This window comes from Leifsonia sp. SIMBA_070 (genome assembly GCF_046534635.1).
In the GTDB taxonomy this organism is placed as follows: Bacteria; Actinomycetota; Actinomycetes; order Actinomycetales; family Microbacteriaceae; genus Leifsonia.
The window spans coordinates 1285880-1300454 of the sequence record NZ_JAWRYK010000001.1 but is presented as its reverse complement, the minus strand read 5'-3'; the positions used below and the strand labels follow the sequence as shown (position 1 = coordinate 1300454).

General features: G+C 70.7%; 14 protein-coding genes. 6 read left to right on the top strand and 8 right to left on the bottom strand.

Features of this window, described 5'->3' with window-relative positions; genetic code table 11:
* Positions 1-2: 2 nt before the first annotated feature.
* A complete protein-coding gene (locus SB754_RS06075; protein WP_410781451.1) occupies positions 3-1214 on the bottom strand; it encodes an MFS transporter in 1212 nt (403 codons plus the stop codon).
* A 46-nt stretch (positions 1215-1260) separates the two neighbouring features.
* On the opposite strand from SB754_RS06075, the gene SB754_RS06070 reads away from it, so the two are divergent.
* Positions 1261-1911, top strand: coding sequence for a GntR family transcriptional regulator (locus SB754_RS06070; protein WP_410781450.1), 651 nt, complete (start codon positions 1261-1263; stop codon positions 1909-1911).
* 6 nt (positions 1912-1917) lie between these two features.
* Here the strand turns inward: SB754_RS06070 and rimM are convergent, their stop codons facing one another.
* Genes rimM through rpsP form a run of 3 tightly spaced genes read right to left on the bottom strand, consistent with a single transcriptional unit; the run spans position 1918 to position 3275 of the window.
* Positions 1918-2580 carry a ribosome maturation factor RimM gene (rimM, locus tag SB754_RS06065; RefSeq protein ID WP_410781449.1) on the bottom strand — a complete coding sequence of 221 codons (663 nt, stop codon included), beginning with the start codon at positions 2578-2580 and terminating at the stop codon, positions 1918-1920.
* A gap of 1 nt (position 2581) precedes the next feature.
* Entirely contained in the window at positions 2582-2812 is a 231-nt protein-coding gene (locus tag SB754_RS06060; protein WP_090042196.1) for an RNA-binding protein, read from the bottom strand.
* A gap of 4 nt (positions 2813-2816) precedes the next feature.
* Positions 2817-3275: a 30S ribosomal protein S16 gene (gene rpsP / locus SB754_RS06055; RefSeq protein ID WP_410781448.1), complete on the bottom strand. Its 459-nt coding sequence runs from the start codon at positions 3273-3275 to the stop codon at positions 2817-2819.
* Between the two features lie 181 nt (positions 3276-3456).
* Between rpsP and SB754_RS06050 the strand changes: the two genes are divergently transcribed.
* The 4 genes from SB754_RS06050 to SB754_RS06035 all read left to right on the top strand — a co-directional run bounded on the left by SB754_RS06050 (position 3457) and on the right by SB754_RS06035 (position 6947).
* Positions 3457-4593, top strand: coding sequence for a glutamate--cysteine ligase (locus tag SB754_RS06050; protein ID WP_410781447.1), 1137 nt, complete (start codon positions 3457-3459; stop codon positions 4591-4593).
* Positions 4594-4657: 64 nt separating this feature from the next.
* On the top strand, positions 4658-5356 hold the full coding sequence (locus tag SB754_RS06045; protein WP_410781446.1) for an SGNH/GDSL hydrolase family protein: 699 nt from the start codon (positions 4658-4660) through the stop codon (positions 5354-5356).
* A 37-nt stretch (positions 5357-5393) separates the two neighbouring features.
* Positions 5394-6098 (top strand): SGNH/GDSL hydrolase family protein, encoded by a 705-nt coding sequence (locus tag SB754_RS06040; RefSeq protein WP_410781445.1) that lies wholly within the window; start codon positions 5394-5396, stop codon positions 6096-6098.
* A gap of 81 nt (positions 6099-6179) precedes the next feature.
* The gene (locus tag SB754_RS06035; protein WP_410781444.1) at positions 6180-6947 is read left to right on the top strand and encodes an SGNH/GDSL hydrolase family protein; all 768 of its coding nucleotides are present in this window, start codon (positions 6180-6182) and stop codon (positions 6945-6947) included.
* A 15-nt stretch (positions 6948-6962) separates the two neighbouring features.
* On the opposite strand, the gene ffh is transcribed toward SB754_RS06035, so the two are convergent.
* The 3 genes from ffh to ftsY form a co-directional block, all read right to left on the bottom strand.
* On the bottom strand, positions 6963-8552 hold the full coding sequence (gene ffh, locus SB754_RS06030) for a signal recognition particle protein (RefSeq protein WP_410781443.1): 1590 nt from the start codon (positions 8550-8552) through the stop codon (positions 6963-6965).
* Positions 8553-8622: 70 nt separating this feature from the next.
* On the bottom strand, positions 8623-9123 hold the full coding sequence (locus SB754_RS06025; protein WP_410781442.1) for a DUF2004 domain-containing protein: 501 nt from the start codon (positions 9121-9123) through the stop codon (positions 8623-8625).
* 9 nt (positions 9124-9132) lie between these two features.
* A complete protein-coding gene (gene ftsY / locus SB754_RS06020; RefSeq protein ID WP_410781441.1) occupies positions 9133-10008 on the bottom strand; it encodes a signal recognition particle-docking protein FtsY in 876 nt (291 codons plus the stop codon).
* Positions 10009-10043: 35 nt separating this feature from the next.
* On the opposite strand from ftsY, the gene SB754_RS06015 reads away from it, so the two are divergent.
* Positions 10044-10850 (top strand): CHAD domain-containing protein, encoded by an 807-nt coding sequence (locus SB754_RS06015; protein ID WP_410781440.1) that lies wholly within the window; start codon positions 10044-10046, stop codon positions 10848-10850.
* A gap of 60 nt (positions 10851-10910) precedes the next feature.
* Here the strand turns inward: SB754_RS06015 and smc are convergent, their stop codons facing one another.
* Positions 10911-14471 carry a chromosome segregation protein SMC gene (smc, locus tag SB754_RS06010; protein WP_410781439.1) on the bottom strand — a complete coding sequence of 1187 codons (3561 nt, stop codon included), beginning with the start codon at positions 14469-14471 and terminating at the stop codon, positions 10911-10913.
* Between the last annotated feature and the right edge of the window lie 104 nt (positions 14472-14575).

Sequence of the window (14575 nt, the reverse complement as noted above, 5' to 3'; positions counted from 1 at the left end):
TCCTAAGCCGGGACGACGGCGAGCTCCCGGTCGCGGGGCACCAGCGGCGTGGCGACAGCCGGGCAGAGCGCCACCACCGCGAAGGCGATGGGATAGCCGACCCAGCCGATCAGGGCTCCGACGGCCGGCCCCACGATGGACGCCGCGAGGAACTGACCGGTGTTCTGAGCACCGAGAGCGCGCCCCGACCAGAACGGCCCGGCGATCTCGGCCACCGACGTGTAGGCCAGCCCGTTGTCGGCCACGGTGACGATGGCCGCGACGATGAGGATCACCGCCGCTGCAACGGAACCGAGGGCGGAGGCCGCCGCCATGAGCAGCATCACCCCGACGGCGCAGAGCGAGACCCAGCGCAGCGGCCGGAGGTGGCTGCCGACGCGATCGCTGAGCACGCCGATCCCGATCCGGCCGAGAGCACCGGCGAACTGGCTCACGCCGATGACGACGCCCGCCGCGAGCGAGGAGAAGTGCAGCTCGGCGACGAGCCAGACCAGCCCGAAGGTGGAGACCGTGAACTGCGGAACCACCAGCAGCATCGACACGGCGTGGATGCGCCACAGCAGCGACGTCTCGCGGTACGGCTGCCAGACCGCCTGCGGGTGCGCCTCGGCGCCGTCCTCGGAGTGCCGGGCCGGCCGCGGCGGGTCGACGATGCCGATCACGCACAGCACGGCCGAGACGCCGCACAGCACGGCGGGCACGACGAGCGCCGCCGCGATCCCCCCGTTCGCGGCCAGCAACGGGATGCTCAGCGCGGCGATGGCGACACCCAGCGGCTGACACATCTGCCTGATCCCCATGGCGAGGCCGCGTCGTTCCTTCGGGAACCAGCCGATCACGACGCGCCCGCTGGCGGCGTTGGGGCTGGCAGAGGCCATCCCGCCGACCAGGAAGAGCGCTCCGAGCGCGACGTACGAGTCGACGAACATGGCCGCGACCGCGGCGAGGGAGGTGATCGCGAGACCTGCGGCGATGACCCAGCGCTCCCCGATCCGGTCGCTGAGCGCTCCCCAGGCGATGAGGGTGAGCACGAGCCCGAGGGTCGGCGCCGAGGCCAGCAGTCCTGCCTGGGCGAGGCTCAGCCCCCGCTCGGTGTGCAGGAGCGGGATGAGGAACGCCGGTGTCGAGACGAACACCGTCGAGCTGGCCTGCGCGAGCACGCCGAACGCCAGCATCAGCCAGGGGCGGGGGGTGCGGGCGATTCGGCGATCCATGGGTATACCCTAGCGGTATACCGAGTCGGTATACCAAAGGAGGACCATGTCAGAGCCGCTCGCGGTCTACGCCGCCCTGCGCGCCCAGATCCTCGACCTGGACCGCGTCCCGGGCTCGCGGCTCACCGAACGCGGTCTCGAATCCGAGCTGGGCGCCTCGCGGACACCGCTCCGCGCCGCACTGATGCGGCTCGAAGCCGACGGACTGGTCGTCCGGGACGGCCGCGCCTGGGAGGTCTCCCCCATCGACCTCGGCGAGATCGCCCGGCTCAGCGAGCTCCGTGACGCCCTGGAGACGGCGGCCGCCAGACTGAGCGCGGCCCGTGCCACGGACGCGGAGCTCGCGGCCCTCGCCGCGCACCTCGACGGCATCGATCCGCACAGCCCGGCTGATGAGGCGGTGCAGGCGGGGACGGAGTTCCATGTGCGCCTGGCAGCTCTGTCCGGGAACCACTTCTTCGCCGACGCGGTGGACTCCGCGATGACGCGGCTGGCCCGATCGCGCTGGCTGGTCGCCCGCAGCGAGGAGGCCTGGGACGAGCACCGAGAGATCGTGCGCCTCATCGCAGCGCGACGAGCGGACGATGCGGCCGCGCTCATCCACGACCACATCGTCGGCACCCACGAGCGACTGGTGTCGGCACTCGACTCTCAGGCCCGGACGCTGCGGGGACGCGGCCTCGCCATCGTCTCCTGAGCCGCGTCAGTCCTTGTCGGCGTCAGCTCCGGTCGAGGGTTCAGGCTCGGCGGTCTCCGCCGGCTCGGCGACCTCCTCCGGCTCCGGGTCGTCGTCCGGAAGCTCCTCGAACAGCCCGGGGGGCGGAGTGAGGGTCACCGTGCCGGCGGCGATGTCGACCTCGGGCACGATCGCCCTGACGAACGGCACCAGCACCTCGCCGCTGTCGGTGGCGACCGCCAACAGGTCCTGCGCGGGCAGGTGATCGACGCGGGCGATCCGGCCGACGGTCACACCATCGCGGACCGCATCCAGACCGACCAGCTGGTGGTCGTACCAGGCGTCGTCCTCCTCGGGCAGCTCCTTCACGTCCTGGCTGACCCAGAGGATGGCCTTGACGAGCGTCTCGGCCTCCGTGCGGTCATCCACGCCGGCGAAGAACCCGACCGGATGGCCGTTGTACCAGCGGAGCTCGCGGAGCTCCAGCGTCTTGCCGTGCCACTTGGAGGCCGTGGGCACCTGCAGGGTGAACACCGCTCCCGGAACGAACCGCTTCTCCGGCTCGTCCGTGAACAGTTCCAGCTTGAGGGCGCCCTTGAGGCCGTGCGGCTTCGTGAGGCGCCCGACGCGCAGCTCGGTCTGACCGGGCCGTGGGGCGACCTCCTTGCGGGGCAGTTTGTGGTCGGCCACCTCAGTCGTCGACGACGTCGACGCGGACGCGCCGGCCGTCGGCCAGTGCGGCCACGAGCGTACGGAGAGCCTTGGCCGTCCGGCCGGAGCGGCCGATCACCCGGCCGAGGTCCTCGGGATTCACGCGAATCTCGAGGACCTCGCCACGCGGGGAACTCTTGGCCACGACGTGGACGTCGTCAGGGTGATCGACGATCCCCTTGACCAGGTGCGTGAGCGCGGGTGCGAGCAAGACGTCAGGCCTTCTCGTCGGTGGCGTCGTCGGCGATGGCCTCGGCCTCGGCGACGACCTCGACCTCGGCCTCGGCCTCGGCCTCGACGACAGCAGCCGCCTCGGCGGTCTTGTCGGCCTTCGGCTTCAGGACGGGCTTCTTCTTCTCGTCGGCGACGAACTCCGCCTTGCCCTCGGCGACCTTGACGGTGCTGACGGCGTTCTTGTCGCCCTTGAAGCGACCCCAGTCGCCGGTCAGCTTCAGCAGCGCGGTGACCTGCTCGGTCGGCTGGGCGCCGACGCTCAGCCAGTACTGCGCACGATCGGAGTCGACCTCGATGCGCGAAGGCTCCTCGGTCGGGTGGTACAGACCGATCTCTTCGATGACGCGACCGTCGCGCTTGGTGCGCGAGTCGGCGACGACGATGCGGTAGTACGGAGCGCGGATCTTGCCCAGGCGCTTCAGACGGATTTTGACAGCCACGATTCTCCTGTGTGAGTGGATGAGATGTGTCGAACTGACTGCCGCGGGCGTGGGGGCACACTCGGCAGGAGGTCTAATGTTCGTCCCACGTGCCGGATAGAGGGTCGGGCACGTCGAACTCAACTAGTTATTCTGTCAGATACTGCCCTGCTTTGAACAATCGGACGGACGGGACGACCGTATGCAGATCGAATTCTCGGAGTCCGAGCGCTCCACCGTCGGTATCGAGTGGGAGATCGCACTGGTGGACGGCGCCACCGGCGACCTCGTTCAGATCGCCGACGACGTGCTCCGGGAACTGGGCACAGCGGACGGCCAGGAGCACCCGCAGATCACGCACGAGCTGCTCCTGAACACGGTGGAGCTGGTCAGCCGGGTGCACAACACGGTGCCGGCGGCCATCGCGGACCTGCAGGAGCTGATCGGGCTCGTCCGCAGGGTGACCGATCCGCTCGGCGTCGAACTGATGTGCGCGGGGACGCATCCCTTCGCCCAGTGGTTCGACCAGAAGGTGACGCCGAACGAGCGCTACGACCGCCTCCTCGACCGCACGCAGTGGTGGGGACGGCAGATGATGATCTGGGGCGTGCACGTCCACGTCGGGATCGACTCCGTCGACAAGGCGCTCCCCGTGGTGAACGGGTTGCTCACCTACTATCCGCACCTGCAGGCGCTCAGCGCCTCCAGCCCGTTCTGGGCGGGCTCGCGGACCGGGTACGCCTCCAACCGCGCCCTGATGTTCCAGCAGCTCCCCACGGCCGGCCTGCCGTGGCAGTTCGGCACCTGGGCCAACTACGAGGAATACGTGCAGGACCTCGTGACGACCGGCGTCGTGGAGGACCACTCCGAGGTGCGCTGGGACATCCGCCCGTCGCCGAAGTGGGGAACCGTCGAGATGCGCGCGTGCGACGGACTGTCGACCGCCGACGAGGTGGGAGCCGTCGCCGCCCTCATCCACTGCCTCACCGACCGGATGGCGGGGCGGCTGGACGAGGGCATCGAGCCGGTCACCCTCCAACCCTGGTTCGTGCGCGAGAACAAGTGGCGGGCGGCGCGCTACGGGCTCGACGCGGAGATCATCGTCGCGCCGGACGGCAGCGAGCGGCTGGTCTCCGACGCGCTCCGCGAGCTGGTCGACGACCTGCAGCCCGAAGCCGAGCGGCTGGGATGCATGGACGAGCTGGCGACTGTGCTCACGATCCTGGAGACCGGCGGGAGCTACCAGCGCCAGCTCGCCGTCGCCGAGCAGAACGGCGGCAGCCTGCAGGCCGTGGTGAGCTCGCTCACGCACGAGTTGCGGAGCGGCCTGGGCCGCTGATCCTTCCAGCCGGCCGCGATGCGCGACATAACCGATGCATAGGATCCGGGCGTACGGTTGGGCCATGTTCGGTCGACGCCCCCTCGCGATCGCGGCCACCGCTGCGACCGCCTCCCTGCTGGCCCTGACGGCCCTCTCGGGATGCACGACGGCGGACGTGGGAGCTGTAGCCGGCGGCGCGGGCGCGCCGTCCTCCCCCAGCGCTTCCGGAACGGCTTCCGCTACGGCCGAGCGCGTGGCCGTGATCGGCGACTCCATCGAGTCCGGGCTCGGGCTCGACGCCGACGAGGCCTGGCCCGCACTCGTCGCCCAGACCGAGGGCTGGGAGCTCGACAACCTGAGCGTCCCCGGCGCCGGTTTCGTGGCGCAAGGATCGAACGGCGCGGACTTCTCCGCCCAGGTGGACGCGGCCATCGCCTCGAAACCGCAGCTCGTGCTCATCGGAGCCTCCGACAACGACCTCGGCACGGACATGACGCAGGTGGCCGATGCCATGCAGACGCAGGTCGCCCGTCTTCGCTCAGCCCTGCCCGACGCGAGGATCGTCGGCTACAACGCGCTCTCCGGCGAGGCCGGAGACGCGGACCTCGCCCCGCTCGACTCTGCGCTGCAGCAGGCGGTGGACGCCGTACACGGCAGCTGGGTCGACCTGGGCGAACCGTACCGCGACCTCGCCGGACTGGAGCAGGACGACGGCGAGCATCCGACCCTCCCCGGCCAGCAGGCGATCGCCGCCGTCGTCGAGTCGAAGCTCGAGGCGTAGAGGTTTCCCCGAGGAAGCCTCTCCTATCCTTGATCCCGTGACGACCCGACGCTCACCCCTCGCCCACGTCGCCGCGCTTCTGACGGCCGGCCTCGCTGCGGCCTCCCTCGTCGGATGCATGGCGGCAGGACAGGCAGCGCCGACCGCCGAGCCGGTCCCCGTGCCGAGTCCGACGGAGACTCCGCGGCCCGTCGTCGCGGCCGCGATCGGCGACTCGATCGCCATTGGGAACGGCGTGCCCGCCGAGGACGCGTGGCCGCTGCTCGTCGCCCAGCGCTTCGGCTGGACGCTGAGCGACTTCGGCGAGAGCGCGGCCGGATTCACGGTGGAGGGGCTCAACACGCACACGTTCGACGATCAGGTGAGCGCGGTGATCCGCATCCACCCGGACGTGGTTCTGGTGGGCGCGACGCGCAACGATCTCTTCGCCACGACCGCGACCCTGAAGACCGCGGCGACGGCCGCCCTGCAGCGACTGCGCACCGCGCTGCCGGACGCCCGCATCATCGGGGTCAGCGCGCTCTGGGGGTCGGACGACGCGCCGGCCCAGGTGCCCATCATCTCCGCCACCGTGAGGGATGCGGTGCTCGACGTCGGCGGCTCGTGGGTGGGCCTGGGCCAGCCGTTCGCCGGCCGGACCGACCTGGTGCTGGCCGATCATGTGCACCCCACCGTGGCGGGCCAGCGCCTCCTCGCCACGACGATCGCGAACAGCATCGCCGCCCAACGGTTCCAGCGCTGACCGGCGCCGCTACCACCGCTGCGACACGCCAGAAAGTGAGCCACAGCGTTCTCGCAGGTTCATGCGTTTAGCCTCACTCCCGTGCGCACCCACACCCGACGCCGCCAGCGCCCGCTCGGCCCCCGCCTCGCACTGCTGGCGCCCGCAGCGCTCACCGCAGCGATGCTGGCCCTCGCCGGGTGCTCCGCACTCCCCGCCGCACATCCCCTCGCCGCTCCCGCACAGGGATCGCAGGCGCGGTCGACGGCACTCGCCGCGCCGGCCGCCGGGACGGTTCGGCAGGGCACAACAGGCACGGTCGACGCGGTCGCGATCGGCGACTCGATCGCCTTCGGCAAGGGCGTCACGCCGGAGCAGGCCTGGCCGGCCCTCGTCTCGGCCGACCACGGCTGGAGGCTGACCGACCTCGCCGTGTCCGGCTCCGGCTTCGTGAAGCCCGGCTGGAACGGCACCACCTACCGGCAGCAGGTCGATGCCGCGCTCCGCCTCCACCCGCAGGTGATCCTGCTGGCGGCGACGCGGAACGACCGTGAGCAGAGCCTGGAGGCCGTCACCGCGAACGCGGACCGCATGCTGCGCGAGCTGCGCGAGAAGTTCCCCGACGCGACCATCATCGGCGTCACGGGCATCTGGGGAGCGGACGCCCCGCCCGCCACGATGACGCACGTGGACGGGATCGTCGGCGACGCGGTGCGCGACGTCGACGGCACCTGGCTCGACATCGGCTTCCCGCTGGTCGGTCACCCGGACCTGGTGCAGGCGGACGGCATCCACCCCAACGCCGCCGGGCAGAAGGTCGTCGCTCGGACCATCGAGTCGAAGCTGAGGCCGCTCAACCTGGCGCTGTAGCCGGCGCTGTAAGCCCTACCGGCCCAGGAACTTCTGCAGCGCCGCCATCTCCTCCTCGGAGGGACCGCCCTGGCCGCCCTGAGCGCCCTGCGGAGCAGCCGCTCCCCCGAGCCCGAAGCCGCTGCCGCTCGCCTGCGCCGCGCCGCCGGGCTTGACCCCTGCAGCGAGAGCGGCGTTCTCGGCCGCGCGCTTGGCCGGGTTGCCGGAGCGCGAGCCCGCCTTCTTCTTGTTCTTCTGCGGTTTGCGGCCGCCGTACGACGCGCCCGGGATGGGGCCCATGCCGGGGACGTTGGGCACGCCGCCCTTGGCGACGGTCTTCATCATCTTCGCGGCCTGCTCGAAGCGCGTGACGAGCTGGTTGACCTCGGTGACGGTCGAGCCGGAGCCCTTGGCGATGCGGAGGCGGCGCGAGCCGTTCAAGAGCTTCGGGTTGGTGCGCTCCGCCTTCGTCATCGACTGGATGATCGCCTCGGTCCGAACGATCTCGCGCTCGTCGAAGTTGTCGAGCTGCTGCTTCATCTGGCCTGCGCCGGGCAGCATCCCCATCATCTTCTTGATGGAGCCCATGTTGCGCAGCTGCTGCATCTGCTTGAGGAAGTCGTCGAGCGTGAAGCTGTCGGTCGCGAACTTCTCGGCGACCTTCCGCGCCTCCTCCTCGTCGAAGGCCTCCTGGGCCTGCTCGATGAGCGTGAGGATGTCACCGAGGTCGAGGATGCGCGACGCCATGCGGTCCGGGTGGAACGGCTCGAAGTCGTCCAGATTCTCACCGGTCGAGGCGAAGATGATCGGGCGGCCGGTCACGGAAGCGACCGAGAGGGCCGCACCACCGCGGGCGTCGCCGTCGAGCTTGGACAGCACGACGCCGGTGAAGTCGACGCCATCCTGGAACGCCTTCGCCGTCGCCACGGCGTCCTGACCGATCATGGCGTCGATGACGAACAGCACTTCGTCCGGGTCGGTGGCCTTGCGGATGTCGGCCGCCTGCTTCATCAGCTCTGCGTCGACGCCCAGCCGTCCGGCGGTGTCGATCACGACCGTGTCGTACTGCTTGGTCTCGGCGAACTTCAGCGCGTCCTTTGCGACCTTCACCGGGTTGCCGACGCCGTTGCCCGGCTCGGGCGCGAACACCGGCACGCCGGCCTGCTCGCCGACGATCTGCAGCTGGGTCACCGCATTGGGACGCTGGAGGTCGGCGGCGACGAGCAGCGGCGTGTGCCCATCCTTCACCAGCCACTTGCCCAGCTTTCCGGCGAGCGTGGTCTTACCGGCACCCTGCAGACCGGCGAGCATGATCACCGTCGGGGGACGCTTGGCGAACTGGAGGCGGCGCTGCTGGCCGCCGAGGATGCCGACCAGCTCTTCGTTGACGATCTGCACGACCTGCTGGGCCGGGTTCAGGGCCTTGTTGACCTCGTCGCTCAGTGCGCGCTCGCGCACCTTGCCCGTGAACTCCTTGACCACCGGCAGCGCGACGTCGGCGTCGAGCAGCGCGCGACGGATCTCGCGCACGGTCCCGTCGACGTCGGCCGGCGAGAGCTTGCCCTTGGTGCGAAGGTTCTTGAAGGTGTCCGCAAGACGGTCGGACAGCGAGCCGAAAGTAGCCATGATCGTGCCATTCTACCGGGACCGACTGATGGACGGCCGTGCGCGCGGGCCACGTCCGTACGGTTGTCGGTCAGGACTGCGTCTCGACCGCCACCACGTCGCCGCGCACGTCGAAGGACACGGTGAGCAGGGCGTCCGACTCGTCCGGGGCGATCGAGTAGTCGAACGTCGCGAAGACCTCGTCCTCATCGGCGTGATCGGCCTGGATGACCACGGTCAGCAGCTGCAGCGACCGCAGCACGTCGATGGCGATATCGCCGGAGTTGTAGACGAGGAGATCGACGAGGCTCTCGCCCAGCATGTTGACGTGGTCGTCGATGTAGCTGGTCGTCGCCGACTGCCGTGAGCTCAGCTCGGCCACCAGGGCGTCGCGGGCGCGGGCGTCGAACCCCTCCAGCGCCTGGATGAGCGCGGCGGCCGAATCCAGGGCGACCTCCGGGACCCGGCTCTCGTCGTCGGCCAGCAGCTCCACCTCGACGGCCTGGTCGCCCAGCTCGACGGTGTCGCCCCAGGCGAGACCTCCGCTCGCCGTCTCGTCGATGAGGCCGAAGAAGTCGTGCTCGATCGCCATCGTCCGCCCCTATCCGACCAGCTGCTGCGCGAAGACGTGCGGAGTGAATCCGGTCAGATCGTTGATGCCTTCGCCCTGGCCGACGAGCTTGATGGGGATGCCCGTCCGCTCCTGCACAGCGAGAACGAAACCGCCCTTGGCGGAGCCGTCGAGCTTGGTGAGGACCAGCCCGGTGACGCCGGCGTGCTCGAGGAAGGCCTCCGCCTGCGCCAGGCCGTTCTGCCCGGTGGTCGCGTCGAGAACCAGCAGCACCTCGGCGATGGGCGACTGCTTCTCGACGACCCGCTTGATCTTGGACAGCTCATCCATCAGACCGCCCTTGGTCTGCAGACGTCCCGCCGTGTCGATGATGACGATCTCCGTGCCGTCGCGCTTGGCCTTCTCGACCGTCTGGAACGCGACGGAGGCCGGGTCCTGACCCTGCTGCTGCGGACGCACGATCTCGGCGCCCGCACGCTCGGCCCAGGTGGCCAACTGCTCCACCGCCGCGGCGCGGAACGTGTCCGCCGCCCCCACGACGACCGTTCTGTCGTAGGTGCGAAGGAACTTGGCGAACTTGCCGATCGTGGTCGTCTTGCCCACACCGTTCACGCCGACCACCAGCACGATCGCGGGACGGTCGCTCAGCTTGAGGGTGGTGTCGAGCTTCGAGAGCCGCTCCTCCATCGTCTCGCGCAGCATCCTCTGCAGATCGGCGGGGTCGGTGGTGTGGTAGCGCTCCACCTTCGAACGGAGGTCGTCGATCACCGCCTCGGTGACATCCGGGCCGAAGTCGGCCGTGATCAGCGCCGTCTCGAGGTCGTCCCAGGTGTCGTCGTCGATGGTCTTCTTCGCGAACAGCCCGCGCAGGGCGCCCGACAGAGACCAGGGGGTGCGGTCAGCCATGATGATCAGACTAGCCGGGGTTGTACGGTGTGCTCATGTACGGGCTGGTGGGGGTCTCCGCCGAGCTGGCAGAACAGCTCGTGGCGATCGAGACGGATGGAGACGACGCGGTGCACCAGGCGCGGACGCGCGTGCGCCGGCTGCGCAGCATCCTGAGCGTGTACGGGAAGGCGTTCGACCGGGATGCGCGCCACGCGATGCGCGACCGGCTGAAACGGCTCGGTACGCGGCTAGGGAGAGTGCGCGACGCCGAGGTGCGGGCACGCGACCTGGAGGCGCTGCTCGACGCGGACTCGCCTCCCGACCTCGTCGACGCGGTCCAGGCGCTGGTGGCCGAGGTTCGCGCCGAGTACGACCGCGGCCGCGAGGCGCTGGTACGGCACCTCCGCGGGCGTGCGCACCGGCAGCTGATGGCGGACCTGCAGCGCTTCGCGGCCGATCCTCCCCTCGCGAAGCCGGGACGCCGGCATTCCCGCCGGGTCACCCGGAAAGGACTGGCACGGGCCGTCGCCCGGGTCCACGAGCGCACGGGGTCGTCACTGGCGGAGCGCCACGAGACCCGCAAGGCGGCGCGGCGGCTCCGCTACGCGGCCGAAGCGGTCGTCGACGACGTCGGCCGTGAGGCGGTGCGGGTCGCCGCCGCGGCGGAAGCGGTGCACGACGCCCTCGGCGACCACCGCGACCTGGTCCTGCTGGCCCGCCACCTGCGCGCGAGTGCGGCGAAACGTCCGCTCAGCCCCGCCGCGACGACCGGCATCGCGCTGCTCGCGACAGAATGCGACACGCGCGCCCAGGAGCTCCTCGCCGGCCTCGAGGCGAAGCTCGACGCCGTCGAGACGTGAGTCGATGCTCCTATCTCGTCCGAGTGGTGGCTAGATGTCGCCACTCGTGGTGGTCGGGAGCTAACTCGCGCGCTCCTGGGCGCGCTCCTGCTCCTGAGCGACGCGCTGGCCGACGACCGCCGAGACGCCGTCCTGGCGCATCGAGACGCCGTACAGCGCGTCCGCGATCTCCATCGTGCGCTTCTGGTGCGTGATCACGATCAGCTGGCTGCTCTCACGGAGGTCCTCGAAGATCGTCAGGAGCCGGCCCAGATTGGCGTCGTCGAGCGCAGCCTCCACCTCGTCCATGATGTAGAACGGGCTCGGTCGGGCCTTGAAGATCGCGATCAGCAGCGCGACCGCGGCCAGCGAGCGCTCGCCGCCGGAGAGCAGCGACAGCCGCTCGATCTTCTTGCCGGCCGGCTTCACCGAGACCTCGATGCCCGTCGTGAGCAGGTCATCCGGGTTCGTCAGGGTGATGCTGCCCTGGCCGCCGGGGAACAGCACGGGGAACACGCGGCGGAACGCGGCCTCCGTGTCGGCGAACGCCGACTCGAAGATGATCTGCATCCGCTCGTCGATGTCCTCGATGATCGTGAGGAGGTCCTTGCGGGTGTTGGTGAGGTCGGCCAGCTGCTCGGTGAGGAACTTGTGGCGCTGTTCGAGAGCTGCGAACTCCTCCAGCGCCAGCGGGTTCACCCGGCCGAGCTGGCCGAGCTTGCGCTCTGCGGCGGAGAGACGCTTCTTCTGCTGCTCCCGGTCGAAGGGGACGGTCTCCGGCTCTGCCTCCGGATCAGCCTCCTCGTCGCGCACCACATCGACCGGGATGGGCACGGCCGGCCCGTACTCGGCGACCAGCACGTCCTCCACCAGCCCGAGCTCGCTGCCCGCGCGCTCCAAGAGGCTGGAGAGGTGCAGCTTCTTCTCGTAGATCTGCAGCTCCAGGCCGTGCACCGACTCCGTGATCGCCTGCAGTCGCTCGCGGACCGCGTTCTCCTCCCGGCGGAGGGCCCTGAGTTCCTCGTTCTGGCTGGCGCGCTCCGCCTCGGCCGTGGCCAGCTGGAGGCGGGCCTGGGCGACCGATCGGTCGACAGAGGCGAGCACGGCGGGGAGGGCGGCGATCACACTCTCCGCCGCATCCAGCTGGCGACGGCGGATCACCGCACGGCGGGCGGCCTCCTCGGCGGCGGCGCGCTCGGCCTCCAGACGTCGTGCCAGCACCTCGCCGCGGGCCTGCTCGGCCCGGACGCGCTCCTTCGCCGTCTCGACGGACAGGCGGGCCTCCACCTCGGCTTCGCGCGCGGCGTCGAGCTCGGTGGAGAGGGCGTCGCGGGCGCTGACGTCGAGGATGGGACGGGGGCGCGAGCGCGCGGTCTCCAGCTCGGCCTTCGCCTTCTCCGCGGCCTGCTCCGCCTCGGCGACGCGCTCTGCCGCCTGCTCGAGCGCCCGGCTGAGCCGGTCGAACTCGGCCTGCGAGGCCTCCAGCTGGACCTTCAGCCGGTTCAGCTGCTCGCTGCGGGCGGCCAGCTTCGCGTCGAACTCGCGCAGCGTCGCGAGGGCGGCCTGCGACTGCTCCTTGGCGACCTGCAGGACGCCGCGCTGTTCAGCCAGCGCGAACTTCGCCCGATCGCTCAGAGAGGTGACCTCGGTCAGCCGCTCCTGGGCGGCATCCCGGTCGGCGATCAGCTCGATGCGGCTCTGCTTCGCGCCTGAGCCGCCGCGGAGGACGTGCTCGGTGAGCACATCCCCGCCCCGGGTGATGATGGTGACGGGCCCGCCGAGCTTCCGGCTGCGGAAGGCGTCGAAGGCGCGCTGGGCGGCCTCCAGATCGTCGGCGATGGCCGTGAACGCGAGGATGCCGCGGACGCCGTCCGGTGCATCCAGCACACTGGTGGCGGGCACGACGCCGGCCACTCCCGACAGGTCGACGGAGGCTGCCGTGGCGTCGGCGATGACGACCTCGACGCGTCCCAGGTCCTCGGTCGCGGCGTACTCGACGGCGTCGCGTGCAGCGTCGCGGCGATCGGCCAGGACGGCATCGGCGAGCGTCCCGAGCGCGGCCGCGATGGCGGCCTCGAAGCCGGGATGGACGCGGACATGCTCGGCGACGAGTCCGCGGACGCCGTCGAGCCGTGCGGCGACCAGCGCAGCCGATCCGTCCTTCTGGTCGAGGGCGCGCGAGAGGGCGCTGGTGCGCGCGGCCACGGCGTCGCGCTCGCGCTCCAGGGTGTGCAGCTCCTCCCGGAGCCGCTCGATCTCGCCCTCCGCCTCGAAGACGGTCGCCTGCGCCAGCTCGTACGCCTCATCGAGGTCGCCCTCCCCCACGTCCGCCGTCGCCGCCTCCGCCTCGCGGGCGGCGAACTCGGCGCGGGCGCGCTCACGCCGTTCGGTGGCAGCATCCAGCGCGTTCTGCTGACGGAGCACCTCGCCGCGGACGGCGGCCAGCCGCTGGGCGGCCGCGTCGGCCTGGCCGTTGAGCTTCGAGATCTCGAGGTCGTGGCGGGAGACCAGGGCGCTCTGCGCGGCGATCTCCTCGTCCACCGCGTCGAGCCGGGCGCGGGCGTTCCGGGTCGCGGTCTGCGCGGCCGTCCAGGCGGCCTCCGCCTCGGTGACGACTCCACGGAGGCGCTCCACCTCGTCGCGGGCGTCCTGCACGTTCTGCGGCGTCACGCTGGGGCCGGAATCGGGTGCGTCACCCTGGCTGCCGAGCAGCGCCACTCGCTGGTTGGCGAGGGTGAACAGGCTGCGCAGCCGCTCCTGCACCGACTCGAGGGCGAAAGCCGTGCTGCGTGCCGCATCGACGGCGTCGCCGACCTGCGCCTGCTCCAGACGGGTGCGGCGGAGCTGCTTCTGCTCCAGCTGCTCCTGCAGGACGATCTGCTCGCTGTGCCGCTCCGATTCGGTGCGGCTGTGGTCGTCGAGCGTGCGGCGCAGCGTGACGACCTCGTCGGCGAGCAGTCGCGCTCGCGCATCCCGCACCACGGCGGCGATGGACTGGGCCTCGCGGGCGATCTCGGCCTGGTGCCCGAGGGGCTTCAGCTGCCGGCGGACCTCGCCCGCCAGGTCGCTGAGGCGGGTCAGGTTCGCCTGCATGGCCTCCAGCTTGCGGAGCGTCTTCTCTTTGCGGCGCCGGTGCTTCAGGATGCCCGCTGCCTCTTCGATGAAGCCGCGGCGGTCCTCCGGGCTGGCATGCAGCACCGCGTCCAGCTGCCCCTGGCCGACGATGACGTGCATCTCGCGGCCGAGCCCCGAATCGCTGAGCAGCTCCTGCACGTCGAGCAGGCGGCACGACTGTCCGTTGATGGCGTACTCGCTGCCGCCGTTGCGGAACAGCGTGCGCGAGATGGTGACCTCGGAGTACTCGATGGGCAGCGCGCCGTCCGAGTTGTCGATGCTGAGCTGCACCTCGGCGCGGCCGAGCGGGCCGCGTGTGGCGGTCCCGGCGAAGATGACGTCCTCCATCTTGCCGCCGCGAAGAGTCTTGGCGCCCTGCTCCCCCATCACCCAGGCGAGCGCGTCGACCACGTTCGACTTGCCGGACCCGTTCGGGCCGACGACGCAGGTGACGCCGGGCTCGAAGGCGAAGGTCGTCGGCTGCGCGAACGACTTGAAGCCTTTGAGCGTCAGACTCTTCAAGTACACGAGGCGAATTTACCCGACGTTCACCCCCGAACCGCGCCGGAGCGCCGCAGGGCGCCCGTCACGTGGAACGACGGAGCCGGACCGAGACGGGGTCTTCCCCGAGG

Excerpts from the sequence above, each read along its gene's own strand:
- ffh (WP_410781443.1), bottom strand. The coding sequence starts at position 8,552 with ATGGCTACTTTCGGCTCGCTGTCCGACCGTCTTGCGGACACCTTCAAG.
- SB754_RS06025 (WP_410781442.1), bottom strand. The coding sequence starts at position 9,123 with ATGGCGATCGAGCACGACTTCTTCGGCCTCATCGACGAGACGGCGAGC.
- SB754_RS06075 (WP_410781451.1), bottom strand. The coding sequence starts at position 1,214 with ATGGATCGCCGAATCGCCCGCACCCCCCGCCCCTGGCTGATGCTGGCG.
- ftsY (WP_410781441.1), bottom strand. The coding sequence starts at position 10,008 with ATGGCTGACCGCACCCCCTGGTCTCTGTCGGGCGCCCTGCGCGGGCTG.
- SB754_RS06050 (WP_410781447.1), top strand. The coding sequence starts at position 3,457 with ATGCAGATCGAATTCTCGGAGTCCGAGCGCTCCACCGTCGGTATCGAG.
- SB754_RS06045 (WP_410781446.1), top strand. The coding sequence starts at position 4,658 with ATGTTCGGTCGACGCCCCCTCGCGATCGCGGCCACCGCTGCGACCGCC.
- SB754_RS06070 (WP_410781450.1), top strand. The coding sequence starts at position 1,261 with ATGTCAGAGCCGCTCGCGGTCTACGCCGCCCTGCGCGCCCAGATCCTC.
- SB754_RS06015 (WP_410781440.1), top strand. The coding sequence starts at position 10,044 with ATGTACGGGCTGGTGGGGGTCTCCGCCGAGCTGGCAGAACAGCTCGTG.